This window comes from Staphylococcus sp. McC-251-APC-3A2 (genome assembly GCF_009695665.1).
GTDB lineage: Bacteria > Bacillota > Bacilli > Staphylococcales > Staphylococcaceae > Staphylococcus > Staphylococcus cohnii.
The window spans coordinates 81393-96141 of the sequence record NZ_VUNO01000006.1; the positions used below are offsets into that span (position 1 = coordinate 81393).

The window sequence follows — 14749 nt, forward strand, 5'->3', positions numbered from 1 at the left end:
TTAAAATTGTCATTTATTTTTGATTTTGTCTAAATATCTTTTCCAATGTCTTCCCTTTAGCCAATTCATCAACCATTTTGTCTAAATATCTAATTTCTTTCATTACTGAGTCTTCCATATTTTCAACACGAATACCACATATAACACCAGTCACTTTAGTTCTATGTGGATTTAACCTTGGTGCTTGTTGAATAAATGCTTCATAGTCTGTGCCATCTTCAATCATTTTATCTATTTGCGACTGACTATAGTCAGTCATCCATTTAATGACAGTATCTACCTCATTTTTTGTTCTACCTTTTTTTTCGACTTTTTTCACTAAATGAGGATAAACATCTCCAAAAGCCATGGTATAAATTTTAGGTTTTGCCATTATTTTATAAGACCTTTCTTTATTTATAAATTGTAAGCTTGTACATAGCATATTAAATTTTTTATATTTTTGAAAATATTTCACTTTTACTATACGTTAAAAAATATCATAAACGTTATCATTTTTTAACTTCGAGCAATCGTTTCATCGCGTCGTATTCTTTGACTGATAAATCAACTAATATGTCAGAAGCTTGCTTTAAATATGCTCTATCTTGAGTTTCTCCCGCACATTTAATTAACTTTATCACCTCTTCCCACATAATAACTATTTCAGAGAATAAGTGATATGATTGTTCTAAAGCACTATCTTTGATTAATAATTGAGCTTCTTCAAGAAAGAAAAGATACATTTTTCTAAACAATGCCCCTCCAGTCCCACCATTTTCCATTAAATTAGCAGTCAGTAATAAATCATATTGAATGTTCGAACTTCTTTCAAACCATGTTTGTATTTTGTCGCTTGTTTTCTTTATCCCTTTATATCCTATATTTTTAATAGGAGGATTTAAATAATCTTGAGCATTATTATGTATAGCATTTAATATGATTGTTTTCATATCAGGTAAGGGATGATTTTGTTTTATTGTATAAGAGAGGTTTTTAGATGACATAGGCCCTTTAGCATTTCTTGCTTGCGCTAAGTGTTCTAATTTTGTTTTAACAATGTTGCCTTGCTGTTTTGTATCAATCAAATAGGCATAAGCATCATCATAATCATACATAGCTACATAGTGCCCTGCAAAATGCACTTTATCCGAAAAATAATCTAAATAATAACTGTCTAATTTCAAACCAACTGGGTGACCAGCATCAAGTGTCTTTTTGATGTTTTGCCAAGCCTTTTTTATGGATGTAGTTTCTTCTAAGAAAATTTCTAAATTCAAATTTTTTACGATATTATTTGTTAAATAATCTGGTTTAATACGACCGCCAAGAAATGGGAAATCCATATTTTTCATATCCCAATAAATATATCCAAGTCCTTCTCCGATACCAAATAACATCGGTTCGGATAACTCTATACCAATATGTTTTAATAATGTGCCAGTCGCTGTAGTTTCACAATGGGCGCCATTTAAATAATTAGGTTCACTATCCATATATTGTATTCTCCTTCTAAGTATCATTTCATTCTCATTGGATGCATCATCTCAATTGTTCAACATAACTTCATTAAACTATAAAATTTCCACAAATAAAAGCTGAGACATCAAAATGTCTCAGCTCAATCTTATATATTAATTTATTCTACTGTTACAGATTTAGCTAAGTTACGTGGTTTATCCACATCTAAATCTCTGTGTAGTGCAGCATAATATGAAATTAACTGCATTGCTACAACAGCAACTAACGGTGTTAATAACTCATGGACATGAGGGATAACATATGTGTCACCATCTTTATTTAATCCATCCATAGAAATTATACAAGGGTTTGCACCACGTGCTGCCACTTCTTTCACATTACCACGAATTGAAAGGTTTACATTTTCTTGTGTTGCTAAAGCAATCACTGGCGTACCCTCTTCAATAAGTGCGATTGTACCGTGTTTAAGTTCGCCACCTGCAAAACCTTCTGCTTGAATGTAAGAAATTTCTTTAAGCTTCAATGCGCCCTCTAAACTAACATTATAGTCAATTGTACGACCAATAAAGAATGCGTTTCTTGTTGTTTCTAAGAAATCTGTAGCAATTTGTTTCATTACATCTGCATCATCCACAATTGTTTCAATAGCAGTAGTCACTTTTGCAAGTTCGCGTAGTAACTCAACATCGGCTTCTTTACCGTGTTCTTTCGCTACAATTTGTGACAAAATTGAAAGTACTGCAATTTGTGCTGTATATGCTTTTGTAGATGCAACCGCTATTTCAGGACCAGCATGTAATAATAAAGTATGATCCGCTTCACGTGATAATGTAGAACCAGGCACGTTTGTAATTGTTAATGATTTATGCCCTAGTTTTTTAGTTTCTACTAATACAGCACGACTATCCGCTGTTTCACCTGATTGTGAAATATAAATAAATAATGGTTTTTCTGAAAGCAATGGCATATTATATACAAATTCTGAAGCAACATGCACTTCTGTAGGAACGCCTGCCCATTTTTCCAAATATTCTTTACCAACTAAACCTGCATGATAACTTGTACCTGCCGCAATGATATAAATTCTGTCTGCATCGGCTACATCTTTTATAATATCTGCATCCATTTTTAAATTGCCATCAGCATCTTGATATTCTTGAATAATACGACGCATTACTGCAGGTTGTTCATGAATTTCTTTCAACATGTAATGATCATAAACACCTTTTTCAGCATCAGCAGCATCAATTTGTGCAGTATAAGCTTCTCTATCTTGTACTTTACCTTCTTGGTCTTTAATAATTACTTCGTCACGTTTAACAATGACAATTTCATGATCATGAATTTCTTTGTATTGGTTTGTAACTTGTAACATTGCAAGCGCATCTGAAGCGATAACATTAAAATCATCACCTACACCAATCAATAACGGTGATTTGTTTTTTGCAACATACATAGTGTCACGATCATGACTATCAATAAGGCCTAATGCGTAAGAACCTTCTAATAACGATACCACTTTTGTAAATGCTGCTTCTGTAGAAAGTCCAGTATTTGAGAAATATTCAACTAATTGAACAATAACTTCTGTATCCGTTTCAGATAAAAATTTTACATCTGATAAATATTCATTTTTTAACTCTTCATAATTTTCGATTACACCATTATGAACTAAAGTAAAACGTTCAGTTGCGGATTGGTGTGGATGTGAATTTTCATAATTTGGCACACCATGTGTTGCCCAACGCGTGTGACCAATACCTACGTTTCCATCTATATCTTTACTATCTGCAACTTTTCTTAGCTCCGCAATACGTCCTTTTGATTTAAATACATTTGTGCCATCATCGTTAACAACAGCAACACCAGCAGAATCGTATCCTCTATATTCTAATTTTTCTAATCCTTTTAATAATAATTCTTTGGCATTATCATGCCCGATATATCCAACTATTCCACACATATACATACTCCTCCAATATAATGGTGAAGGGTATTGAACGTTCGGCGTACAGGAACCTGTTCAATATATGAGGCCAATTTAAATAAATTTCTTAACATTCATTTTATCGTAAGAAATTTTAAAAAAAGGCACAGAAATCCCATTCACCTTTAATCTTAATTTTTATTTAATTTGGCTATCTTATTAACTTTGTGCACCAGGTTGCCCTAATGTTTTCCTTAATAAGTTTACGAATGAGCCACATCCGGGATAGCATCCGCCGATGGTTCGATAACTATCCTCCTCGTCTACAAGCTTCGATTTCATATCTATTAAGATTTCTGTTTTAAATCTTAAATGCTAAATATTTAACCTTTTCACTTGCACAGGCGCTTTAATTGATATATTTATGTCAAACTGTCCTCCTTTCCTTCAATACCACTAATTGTACAATGCTTTTGCAACCAAATGCAAATTTTTTATTAACTTCATCCTTAAAATAATTGTAAAATTGTTTTATTATTTAATATTCAAAACTTTCCATATATTAATAGTCATAAACTTGTCAAAAACACTGTGACAAATTTGAGATTACTATTTGTTGTTTATTTATGTAAACACACCTACAATAATAGTTAAATACAGAGAAAAAGAGGTGCAAATTATGTCACAAACAGATGCTCAAGATAATAAAGGGATTGGTCGTAAAGTTCAAGCTTTTGGTTCGTTTTTAAGTAGCATGATTATGCCTAATATTGGTGCATTCATTGCTTGGGGCTTTATCGCGGCAATATTTATAGACGGCGGTTGGTGGCCAAATAAAGATTTAGGTGAATTGGCTGGACCAATGATTACTTATTTAATACCATTATTGATTGCTTATAGTGGTGGTCGTTTAATTCACGAGATGCGTGGCGGTATTATTGCTGCTGTAGCAACAATGGGTGTGATTGTAGCATTACCAGAAACACCGATGTTACTAGGCGCAATGATTATGGGACCACTTGTTGGTTGGTTAATGAAAAAAACTGATGAATTCATTCAACCAAGAACCCCACAAGGTTTCGAAATGTTATTCAATAATTTCTCCGCTGGTATTTTAGGTTTTATAATGACAATCATAGGTTTTAAAATATTAGCACCAATTATGGAATTTATCATGCATATTTTATCCGTTGCTGTTGAAGCATTGGTACATGCGCATCTACTTCCATTGGTAAGTATTATTGTAGAACCTGCTAAAATCGTATTTTTAAACAACGCTATTAACCACGGTGTATTTACACCACTGGGTGCAGATCAAGCTGCATCTGCGGGACAATCTATTTTATACACAATTGAATCAAACCCTGGTCCAGGTTTAGGTGTATTAGTTGCTTATATGATTTTTGGTAAAGGCACAGCTAAAGCTACTTCATATGGTGCTGGGATTATCCACTTCTTAGGTGGTATACATGAAATTTACTTCCCTTATGTATTAATGAGACCGTTATTGTTCGTCGCAGTAATACTAGGTGGTATGACTGGTGTTGCTACTTATTCATTATTAGACTTTGGATTCAAGAGTCCAGCTTCACCTGGTTCATTTATCGTATATATGTTAAACGCACCTAAAGGTGAGTTCTTACACATGATTATAGGCGTATTATTAGCAGCAATCGTATCATTTATTGTTTCATCAATTATTTTAAAATTCACAAAAGAAACAGAAGAAGATTTAGAAGCTGCAACAGAGAAAATGGAAGCATCAAAAGGTAAAAAATCAAGTGTATCTTCTAAGTTAACAGGGAATAGTGATGATAACACTTCAACAACTGCTACTGATGCAACTGACAAAAATAGCGATAGTCAAACAGAAGATGATTTACTAGATAACTATGATACTGAGAATGTAGATGCACATGACTACAGTAAAGTAAGTCACGTTATCTTCGCTTGTGATGCAGGCATGGGATCAAGTGCTATGGGCGCAAGTATGTTACGTAACAAATTCAAAAAAGCTAGCATACAAGACGTTGAAGTAACAAATACAGCGATTAACCAATTACCTAGCGATGCTCAACTTGTCATTACTCAGAAAAAATTAACAGACAGAGCAATCAAACAAGTTCCAAATGCAATTCATATTTCAGTAGAGAATTTCTTAAATTCCCCTAGATATGATGAATTACTAGAAAACCTTAAAAAAGAAGAAAACTAATCACTCACTAAAAAGATATAAATTGGAGGGTATGGCTATGTTTTTGAGTACACGTGAAAAAGAAATTATCGAAATGTTAATTAAGTATCACGGTCAATATGTCACTATTTACGACATTGCTCAACATTTAGCTGTATCCTCTCGTACTATTCATAGAGAATTGAAATCTATTGAACCCTTTTTAGCAAGTTTTAACATTGAATTGGAACGCGTTACGAAAAAAGGATTACAGTTATCTGGTAATTCATCTGCGGTCCATTCATTAAAAAATGAATTAATTCAACAAGTCACGATTGATTTGTCTCAAGAAGAACAAAAAGTAATTATTTTATATGCACTTATCCAAGCTAAAGAACCAATCAAACAATACAGTTTAGCACATGAAATTGGTGTTTCTACTCAAACACTAGCTAAATTACTAGATGAATTAGATGATGAACTAGACCAGTATCAATTAACACTTCAAAAAAAACGTGGTGAAGGTATCCACCTTTATGGTGCTGAATCAAAAAAAAGAGAATTATTAAGCCAATTAATGGTAAATAATTTAAATAGTACGAGCGTTTACTCTGTAATAGAAAATCACTTTGTGTATCAATCCATTAATCAATCCCAGTTACCAATGGTTGATTTAGATAAAATTTTCCAAGTTGAGAGAATTCTTATGGATCATTTGGGACAACTGCCCTATTCTCTTACAGAATCAAGCTATTTAACCTTAACAGTACACATTGTACTCAGCATTGATCGAATGCTTAAAGGCGAATATGTAGCTTTAAATGACGATATTTATAACAGTGTCAAAGACACCTTTGAACACCAAGTGGCTTCAGCTTTAGCATTACATTTAGAGCACATCTACGGTGTTCAGTTCAACCAAGCGGAAGTAACCTTCATCACGATTCATTTACGCGGAACCAAACGCAAAGAAACTACTGAAGTATTTAAGAATAACAAAGATGATCAACGCATCGAAAAACTTATTCATATGGTTTCAGAGGTTTCCCAGCAAACATTTAAAGACTGGAGAACACTCAGTGAGGGGTTAAAGCTGCATATTATACCAGCAATCAATCGATTAAATGCTAATATTGAAACCTATAATCCTTTAACTGAAATGATTAAACATAAATATCCACGGCTATTTGAAAGTGTGCATCAGGGGTTAATAAAAACGTGGCCGAATTTTAAATTTCCAGAAAGTGAAATTGCGTTTATCGTATTACATTTCGGCGGTGCAATTCAAAAACAAGCGACACCTTTTTATAATGTACTTGTCGTTTGTAGTAGCGGCATAGGTACAAGCCGTTTACTCGCTACTCGGTTACAACAAACATTTAGTGAAATTCAACAAACAGCACAAGCGTCTGTGGGTGATCTTAATTCCATTGATATTCAACAATATGATGCAATTATTTCAACGGTTAATTTAGATATAAGCTTACCTTACCTCACAGTTAATCCATTGTTACCAGATGCAGATATCAATCATGTAGCTGCTTTTCTAAACATGCAACAAGACAAACCACAAACACAAATATTTGATGGCACTGGTACAACTTTTGCAAATCCTGAATATCAATTAGAATATATCCGTAAAGGACTAGAAGTCATTGATTCAATTTATCTTGATTATGCACATACTCAAGATTGGATTACGTATTTAACTGAACAATTATTTAAACATCAAATTATTGAAGATAAGCAGTCATTCGCTGAACTTATTAAGCAACGCATGGATGAACAAGGTTTTGTTTTAGACCCTTATCCCATTGCTATGCCACACTTAAAAAGTGATTTAATTAAGAAGCCATTTATCTTAGTCACTATTTTAGAAAAGCCACTTATGCTTAATAGTAATCAAAATGACAAAGTTTCTGTAACATATTTATTAAATATGTTCATACCTCCAGATGATATCATGGCACAATTTATTAGTGAATTATCTGGAAAAATTGGTGAGTATCTCGATGATATCGACCAATTTATGAAACAACCGGAACAATTAACAGATTTACTTAAACAAAGTTATCTGAAAGCATTACAAAATCAATTAAACATGGAGTGAATGATATGAGTGAATTATTTAGCAATGACAATATTTTTATTAATCAAACAGTGAAAGATCAAAACGAAGCAATTGAAAAAGCAGGACAAGCACTTGTATCAAGTGGTGCAGTTACAGAAGACTATATTCAAGCTATGAAAGATCGCGAGCAAGTTGTAACAACATTTATGGGAAATGGATTAGCTATTCCCCACGGTACAGATGAAGCTAAAACAAGTGTTTTAAAATCAGGCTTAACTTTAATTCAAATTCCTGAAGGTGTTGATTGGGATGGAGAAGAAGTTAAAGTTGTTGTTGGTATCGCAGGTAAAGATGGTGAGCATCTAGATTTATTATCAAAAATTGCCATCACATTTAGTGAAGAAGAAAATGTTGAACGCATTATCAATGCTTCATCAGCTGAAGAAATTAAGCAAGTATTTGAGGAGGCTGACGCATAATGAAAGCATTACATTTTGGTGCAGGTAACATTGGTCGTGGTTTTATTGGTTATATTTTAGCTGATAATGATATTAAAGTTACATTTGCAGATGTCAATGCTGAAATTATTGATGCTTTAGATTCTAAACAAGAATATGACGTCATATTAGCAGACGAAGCAAACACAACAACTCGCGTACACAATGTAGACGCAATCAATTCAGGGCAACCTTCTGCTAAATTAAAAGAAGCCGTATTAGAAGCAGATTTAATTACTACTGCAATCGGTGTCAATATTTTACCGATTATTGCTAAAACGTTTGCGCCTTATTTAAAAGAAAAAGAAACACCAGTAAATATTGTTGCTTGTGAAAATGCCATTATGGCCACGAATACATTGAAAGAGGCAATTCTAGATATCACTGGACCATTAGATGAACATATTCATTTTGTTAACTCAGCAGTTGATAGAATTGTCCCTCTGCAAACAAACGAAAATATTCTAGATGTTATCGTGGAACCTTTCTATGAATGGGTTGTAGAAAAAGATGCATGGTATGGTCCAGAATTAAACCATATTAAATACGTATCAAATTTGACACCATATATTGAAAGAAAATTATTGACGGTAAACACTGGCCATGCATACTTAGCTTATGCTGGTAGATATAATAATCAACCGACGATCTTAGATGCAATTAATGATAAAATGATCAAACATGATCTAGAAGAAGTCTTGAAAGAAACAAGTCAGTACATTACCAACCAATTTGATTTTTCAACAACTGAACAAGCACAATATGTTGATAAAATTATTGAACGCTTTAAAAATCCGCACCTTTCAGATGAAGTGACTCGTGTAGGTCGAGGTACGATCCGTAAAATCGGACCGCAAGACAGAATTATTAAACCATTAAATTATCTTTATCAAAATAATTTGAAACATCAGGCGTTAATTAAGGCAGCTGCATTACTGTTAAAATATGATGACATGAATGATCAAGAAACAGTAGAAAAAAACAATTATATTAATGAATATGGTGTTGAAACATTCTTAAAAGATTACGCTAAAATTGATGATCAATTAGCATCTGAAATTAGCAAAGAATACAACGTCTTATAGTATTAAATGATTAAAAGATAATATATTTAGTTACAGTATTGAACAATACAATATTTCTAAGTCAAAGGCTGATCCGTTTAAATACGGATTAGCCTTTTTTATGGTTAATTTTTTATAGCTTAGACTGTGCTTGTTAGAGATAAGTTATGATTGTAACTCAATCTTGTAGTTTTTTTATATAGTATTCTACTAAGCATACAACTTATTTTATATAAATTTAAAATATAATTTTATGAACTATCCTATGTTTTTGATACTTTACTAATAAAAAAACTGTCAATACATGTACTAACGCTACCATTAGTACTTGTATTGACAGTTTATAATAAATAAAAAGCTTATTCATTTAGACCCATTTTGTCTTTAACTACATCAGCAATTGTTTGAGCATATCGTTGCGCTGCTTCATCAGTTGCTGCTTCAACCATAACTCTTACTAAAGGTTCTGTTCCTGAAGGTCTAACTAAAATACGTCCTTCTCCGTTCATATCAACTTCTACTCTAGTCATGACTTCCTGAACATCTACATTTTCTTCCACGCGATATTTATCAGTCACACGTACATTGACTAAAGATTGAGGATATTTTTTCATTTGTTTTGCAAGTTGACTTAAGCTTTTACCAGTCATTTTAATAATGCTTGCTAAATGCACGCCTGTTAATAAACCATCACCAGTAGTGTTATAATCCATTAACACGATATGACCAGATTGTTCTCCGCCTAAATTATAATTACCTCTACGCATTTCTTCAACTACGTAACGATCTCCAACTTTTGTTTTATTAGATTGAATGCCTTCATCTTCTAAGGCTTTGTAGAACCCTAGATTACTCATGACTGTTGAGACTATCATATTATTATTTAATTCTTGATTCTTGCTCATTGCTTGACCAATGATGAACATAATTTGATCTCCGTCTACGATGTCCCCATTTTCATCAACGGCAATTAATCTATCGCCATCGCCATCAAAAGCTAAACCAAAGTCGCATTCTTCCTCAACTACTTTTTCAGACAGCGTTTCTGGATGTGTTGATCCTACATTATCATTAATATTATAACCATTAGGATTACAACCAACTGTAACTGTATCGGCCTCTAAATCTCCAAATAAAAACGGTGCTAGTGATGAAGTAGAACCATGGGCGCCATCTAAAGCGATTTTCATGCCATCTAAGTTAACATCAATAGTAGATTTTAAATAACTTATGTACTTCTGTGCACCTTCAAAATAATCAGAATAATGCACGATGTCATCCCCTACTGGACGTGGTAATTCTGGGTTTTCTTGATCTAATAATTGTTCAATTTCTCTTTCTTGATCGTCAGAAAGTTTGAAACCATCAGAGCCAAAAAATTTAATACCATTATCTGGAACAGGATTGTGAGATGCAGAAATCATAACACCTAGTTCAGCTTCCATCTCTTTAGTTAAATACGCTACGCCAGGTGTTGATATAACACCTAAACGCATCACTTCTGCACCGATTGAAATCAATCCAGCAATTAATGCAGATTCAAGCATTTCACCAGAAACACGAGTATCTCTACCAACGAGTACTTTAGGGTGCTTTTCACCTTCATTATGGGCTAACACGTAACCCCCAAAACGCCCTAATTTAAACGCAAGTTCTGGCGTTAATTCTTTATTTGCAACGCCCCTTACGCCGTCTGTACCAAAATATTTTGCCATGATTTATATCTCCTTTATAAAAAACTATTTAATATTAATTTTTGCTGTTGTTTCTTTTGGATTAATTTTTGAAACGTCATCTGGTAATTTAAATTCTACATTTTTTTCAGTTGATTCTGTAACACCATCTAAATCGATTTCTGCAGTAATTTCGTCAATATCTTGAATGTCGTTTCTATTACCGAAAATTTCCACTTCTTTTTCATCTAATTTTATATCATCTATTTCTTTACCTTTAGGTAAAGCACCTATTGCTTTAGTTTTAACTTTTACTTTCTTGCTATAATCTTCTACTTTTACACTCAAATTAACTTCATTCGGTTCAATTAATACTTTAATTTTATTAAGGTTTCTGTCAAAAGCAGTGATACGTGCAATATCCGTAGTATCTTTGCTAATTTTATCTTTATCCTTAAACGTAGCTTTTAAATATGCAATTTTATCAATTTGTTTGCTACCACCAGTCACTTTAACTGTTTCAGGTGATACACTTTGATCACTAACTTTATAATTAGCATTTAAATCGTTATCACTCACGTCAGGTTCTACCTTAAGTTTTTTAGTAACTTTTTCTTCAAGATTAACTGTTGTTTCTTTTGGCTTAACTGTATAATCAATGTTTTTATTTAAACCATTGACTTTGAATTGTGTGGTATGCTTTCCAGCTTTCTCACCACTCAGATCAAGTACTGCCTTAATATTTTCACCGTTTTCAGCTTTTAATACTTGAGATTGTGGGCCAGATATTTCAATATCTACCTTACTCGGCACATCGCTAGCATATAACGATTTACTATCATAATTAACTTGCACTGGTACATCTTGAAGTGTTTCCGTAGATTTTTGTCCTAATTGGTCAGCATTAAAGATATTACCAAACATGTTATTGACAGATAAGAAAAATACTAGTGCTAAAACTAATGCTATTAATCTTAAGCCCCATTTACTTTCTAACATATTAATTCACACCTTTCTCTTGAAAGTGTGTGCCAAACCAATGTTCAGCCAATAATTCTTCAAATGCTTCATTTGATATATCTTTTCTCAATTTTCCATCAAATGTGACTGAAATAGATCCAGTTTCTTCAGATACTACTACTGTAAATGCATCTGAAACTTCTGAAATACCTACAGCTGCTCTATGTCTTGTTCCTAAACTTTTAGCTATTTTAGCACTGTCTGATAGTGGCAAATAACTGGCAGCACTTGCAATTTTGTTCGCTTGAATGATCATAGCACCATCATGTAAAGGTGTATTAGGTATAAACACATTAGTCAATAATTCTTGAGAAATTTCAGAATTCATTGCTATACCTGTTTCAATATAATCTTGTAATCCTGTTTCTTTTTCAAATACGATTAATGCACCAATACGACGTTTAGCCATATACTGTACTGCCTTAGAAACAGACGAAATAAGTTTGTCCTCATCACTATTCAAACTTGTGGAATAGCGTTTAAATAGACTTCCTCTACCCAGTTGTTCTAAAGCGCGTCTAATCTCCGGTTGAAATATAACAATTAAAGCTAAAACACCCCATTGTATTACTAAATCAAACAAACGAGATGTCGCTGTTAAATTTAACATTTTACTCACTTGTTGGCCGATTACAATTACAACAATACCTTTCAGTAATTGAATCGCTTTTGTACCTTTAAATACTGTAATGAGAAGATAAAGTACATACCATACAATGAGCAAATCGAGTACACTAGCAATTATTTTGACTGTACTCCAATCATCAAAAAAGTTGGATAAATCCATAACATCTCCTCCGGTTATCTGTTCCCATGATATATATTATACCAATCATAACACTAACTGTCATATTAAGTATTAAATTTTTATCATAAAATTAAAAGGAATATAAAAAGGAATAATATGGAAATAATGCCATATTATTCCTTGTTTTTTATAATAATGTTTCACCAAAGAAACTACCTACTAAAGAAACTGCCTGTTCTGCTGTGTGATTATTCATATCTATCAATGGATTGACTTCTACTAAATCCATTGAAGTGATTAAATTTGACTTATGTAATAATTCAAGTGCAAAATGACTTTCCCTATATGTTAAGCCTCCCAGCACTCGTGTACCAGTTCCTGGTGTTTCAGCTGGATCTAAAGCATCTACATCTAATGATAAATGAATGCCATCTGTTTTAGATTTCAAATAATCTAAAGTTTGTTCCATCACTTGTTTAATGCCTAGTTTATCAATATCTGCCATTGTATATGTTTTAATATTATTTTCTTTAATGTATTGACGTTCTCCCTTATCTAAATCTCTCATGCCTATAAGCACGATATTTTCTGGTTTAACTTTAGGTGCAAAATTAGAGATATTCACTAAACGTGAATCACCTTCTCCGGCTAATACCCGTAGTGGCATTCCATGTATATTACCAGAAGGTGATTCCTCAGGTATATTTAAATCACCGTGAGCATCATACCAAATGACACCTAAATTCTCATAGTGTTTACTGATACCCGAAATAGAGCCTATTGCTATGGAATGGTCTCCACCTAAAATAAGTGGAAAATTGCCATTATCAACACTTTGCCCTACTGTTTCACTGAGTTGATTAGATACTTCTACTATTTCATCTAAATTACGTAAGCCTTTTTGAACTGAGTTAAACTTCTCTAAACGCATTGCAGGAACATTAATGTTACCTGAATCTTTAACATCAATTCCAATATTTTGTATTCGTTCTACAATACCTGCATATCGAATTGCATCTGGACCAAAATCTACCCCTAATTTTTTTTGGCCATAAGTCGAAGGTGCACCAATAATCTCTACTAATTTATCCATAAAAAAACCCCTTTGTTTGCGTTTGATATTAGGATAATCTAAAGTGATATGACTTTCAAGTTAATACAAGCGCCCTCAATTGTAAGATTTTAAGCAAATTACATAAAGAAACAAAAAAACGATTTTTAATTCAAAATAACTAAATATAGCAATGTAATTTTATAGTTTTAAACAAAAAAATGTATATACTAAATATCAAAAAATTTTTCATTTATAAAAAAACAAAAAAGCATTCCCAAAGGAATGCTTAAAAAGTGAGCCATAGAGGATTCGAACCTCTGACCCTCTGATTAAAAGTCAGATGCTCTACCAACTGAGCTAATGGCTCTAATGGCTGGGCTAGCTGGATTCGAACCAGCGCGTGACGGAGTCAAAGTCCGTTGCCTTACCGCTTGGCTATAGCCCATTAATGGTGGAGGGGGGCAGATTCGAACTGCCGAACCCGAAGGAGCGGATTTACAGTCCGCCGCGTTTAGCCACTTCGCTACCCCTCCGCATTATTAAATTAGCAATGGTGGAGGATGACGGGTTCGAACCGCCGACCCCCTGCTTGTAAGGCAGATGCTCTCCCAGCTGAGCTAATCCTCCAATATGTATAAAATGACCCCGACGGGACTCGAACCCGTGTTACCGCCGTGAAAGGGCGGTGTCTTAACCGCTTGACCACGGGGCCATATGGCTCCACAGGTAGGACTCGAACCTACGACCGATCGGTTAACAGCCGATAGCTCTACCACTGAGCTACTGTGGAATAATGAAATATTGCCTGGCAACGTCCTACTCTTGCGGAACGTAAGTCCGACTACCATCGGCGCTAAGGAGCTTAACTTCTGTGTTCGGCATGGGAACAGGTGTGACCTCCTTGCTATAGTCACCAGACAATATCATGTATAATTATTATACATTCAAAACTAGATAGTAAGTAAAATTTAGTTCAACCAACAAAACTTTTAAATTTGATTAAGTCTTCGATCGATTAGTATTCGTCAGCTCCACATATCGCTATGCTTCCACCTCGAACC

11 protein-coding genes, 6 tRNA genes and 1 rRNA gene are annotated in these 14749 nt (G+C 33.6%); 4 read left to right on the forward strand and 14 right to left on the reverse strand.

Going from position 1 to position 14749, the window contains the following annotated elements:
- Positions 1-13 precede the first annotated feature (13 nt).
- From FYJ81_RS11535 to glmS, 3 genes are all read right to left on the reverse strand, one after another.
- On the reverse strand, positions 14-373 hold the full coding sequence (locus FYJ81_RS11535; RefSeq protein ID WP_107384896.1) for a DUF2200 domain-containing protein: 360 nt from the start codon (positions 371-373) through the stop codon (positions 14-16).
- Positions 374-491: 118 nt separating this feature from the next.
- The gene (locus FYJ81_RS11540) at positions 492-1475 is read right to left on the reverse strand and encodes a BtrH N-terminal domain-containing protein (protein ID WP_107384897.1); all 984 of its coding nucleotides are present in this window, start codon (positions 1473-1475) and stop codon (positions 492-494) included.
- Between the two features lie 143 nt (positions 1476-1618).
- On the reverse strand, positions 1619-3424 hold the full coding sequence (gene glmS, locus FYJ81_RS11545) for a glutamine--fructose-6-phosphate transaminase (isomerizing) (RefSeq protein WP_107384898.1): 1806 nt from the start codon (positions 3422-3424) through the stop codon (positions 1619-1621).
- Between the two features lie 643 nt (positions 3425-4067).
- On the opposite strand from glmS, the gene FYJ81_RS11550 reads away from it, so the two are divergent.
- Genes FYJ81_RS11550 through FYJ81_RS11565 form a run of 4 tightly spaced genes read left to right on the forward strand, consistent with a single transcriptional unit; the run spans position 4068 to position 9214 of the window.
- The gene (locus FYJ81_RS11550) at positions 4068-5603 is read left to right on the forward strand and encodes a PTS mannitol transporter subunit IICB (protein ID WP_107384899.1); all 1536 of its coding nucleotides are present in this window, start codon (positions 4068-4070) and stop codon (positions 5601-5603) included.
- Between the two features lie 37 nt (positions 5604-5640).
- Positions 5641-7671 carry a BglG family transcription antiterminator gene (locus FYJ81_RS11555; protein ID WP_154409670.1) on the forward strand — a complete coding sequence of 677 codons (2031 nt, stop codon included), beginning with the start codon at positions 5641-5643 and terminating at the stop codon, positions 7669-7671.
- A gap of 5 nt (positions 7672-7676) precedes the next feature.
- Entirely contained in the window at positions 7677-8111 is a 435-nt protein-coding gene (locus FYJ81_RS11560; RefSeq protein ID WP_107384901.1) for a PTS sugar transporter subunit IIA, read from the forward strand.
- The gene (locus FYJ81_RS11565) at positions 8111-9214 is read left to right on the forward strand and encodes a mannitol-1-phosphate 5-dehydrogenase (RefSeq protein WP_154409671.1); all 1104 of its coding nucleotides are present in this window, start codon (positions 8111-8113) and stop codon (positions 9212-9214) included. The genes FYJ81_RS11560 and FYJ81_RS11565 overlap by 1 nt, the downstream gene beginning before the upstream one ends.
- Before the next feature lie 338 nt (positions 9215-9552).
- Here FYJ81_RS11565 and glmM read toward each other — a convergent pair whose 3' ends face one another.
- The 11 genes from glmM to rrf all read right to left on the reverse strand — a co-directional run bounded on the left by glmM (position 9553) and on the right by rrf (position 14606).
- Complete coding sequence (gene glmM / locus FYJ81_RS11570) at positions 9553-10908, reverse strand: phosphoglucosamine mutase (RefSeq protein WP_107523443.1); 1356 nt, start codon at positions 10906-10908, stop codon at positions 9553-9555.
- 24 nt (positions 10909-10932) lie between these two features.
- Positions 10933-11865 (reverse strand): CdaR family protein, encoded by a 933-nt coding sequence (locus FYJ81_RS11575; protein ID WP_107385262.1) that lies wholly within the window; start codon positions 11863-11865, stop codon positions 10933-10935.
- Between the two features lies 1 nt (position 11866).
- Positions 11867-12673, reverse strand: a complete 807-nt coding sequence (cdaA, locus tag FYJ81_RS11580) for a diadenylate cyclase CdaA (RefSeq protein WP_019467737.1) — start codon at positions 12671-12673, stop codon at positions 11867-11869.
- A 148-nt stretch (positions 12674-12821) separates the two neighbouring features.
- Positions 12822-13727, reverse strand: a complete 906-nt coding sequence (gene rocF, locus FYJ81_RS11585; protein WP_107385264.1) for an arginase — start codon at positions 13725-13727, stop codon at positions 12822-12824.
- Between the two features lie 255 nt (positions 13728-13982).
- Positions 13983-14055, reverse strand: a tRNA-Lys gene (locus FYJ81_RS11590).
- Positions 14056-14058: 3 nt separating this feature from the next.
- Positions 14059-14133, reverse strand: a tRNA-Gln gene (locus FYJ81_RS11595).
- 4 nt (positions 14134-14137) lie between these two features.
- A tRNA-Tyr gene (locus FYJ81_RS11600) sits at positions 14138-14221 on the reverse strand.
- 18 nt (positions 14222-14239) lie between these two features.
- A tRNA-Val gene (locus tag FYJ81_RS11605) sits at positions 14240-14315 on the reverse strand.
- Positions 14316-14328: 13 nt separating this feature from the next.
- A tRNA-Glu gene (locus FYJ81_RS11610) sits at positions 14329-14400 on the reverse strand.
- A 3-nt stretch (positions 14401-14403) separates the two neighbouring features.
- A tRNA-Asn gene (locus FYJ81_RS11615) sits at positions 14404-14478 on the reverse strand.
- Between the two features lie 13 nt (positions 14479-14491).
- Positions 14492-14606 (reverse strand): 5S ribosomal RNA (gene rrf / locus FYJ81_RS11620).
- Positions 14607-14749 lie beyond the last annotated feature (143 nt).

Coding starts and splice junctions, on each gene's coding strand:
- FYJ81_RS11575 (WP_107385262.1), bottom strand. CDS start 11,865: ATGTTAGAAAGTAAATGGGGCTTAAGATTAATAGCATTAGTTTTAGCA.
- FYJ81_RS11540 (WP_107384897.1), bottom strand. CDS start 1,475: ATGGATAGTGAACCTAATTATTTAAATGGCGCCCATTGTGAAACTACA.
- cdaA (WP_019467737.1), bottom strand. CDS start 12,673: ATGGATTTATCCAACTTTTTTGATGATTGGAGTACAGTCAAAATAATT.
- FYJ81_RS11555 (WP_154409670.1), top strand. CDS start 5,641: ATGTTTTTGAGTACACGTGAAAAAGAAATTATCGAAATGTTAATTAAG.
- FYJ81_RS11565 (WP_154409671.1), top strand. CDS start 8,111: ATGAAAGCATTACATTTTGGTGCAGGTAACATTGGTCGTGGTTTTATT.
- FYJ81_RS11550 (WP_107384899.1), top strand. CDS start 4,068: ATGTCACAAACAGATGCTCAAGATAATAAAGGGATTGGTCGTAAAGTT.
- FYJ81_RS11535 (WP_107384896.1), bottom strand. CDS start 373: ATGGCAAAACCTAAAATTTATACCATGGCTTTTGGAGATGTTTATCCT.
- FYJ81_RS11560 (WP_107384901.1), top strand. CDS start 7,677: ATGAGTGAATTATTTAGCAATGACAATATTTTTATTAATCAAACAGTG.
- rocF (WP_107385264.1), bottom strand. CDS start 13,727: ATGGATAAATTAGTAGAGATTATTGGTGCACCTTCGACTTATGGCCAA.
- glmM (WP_107523443.1), bottom strand. CDS start 10,908: ATGGCAAAATATTTTGGTACAGACGGCGTAAGGGGCGTTGCAAATAAA.
- glmS (WP_107384898.1), bottom strand. CDS start 3,424: ATGTGTGGAATAGTTGGATATATCGGGCATGATAATGCCAAAGAATTA.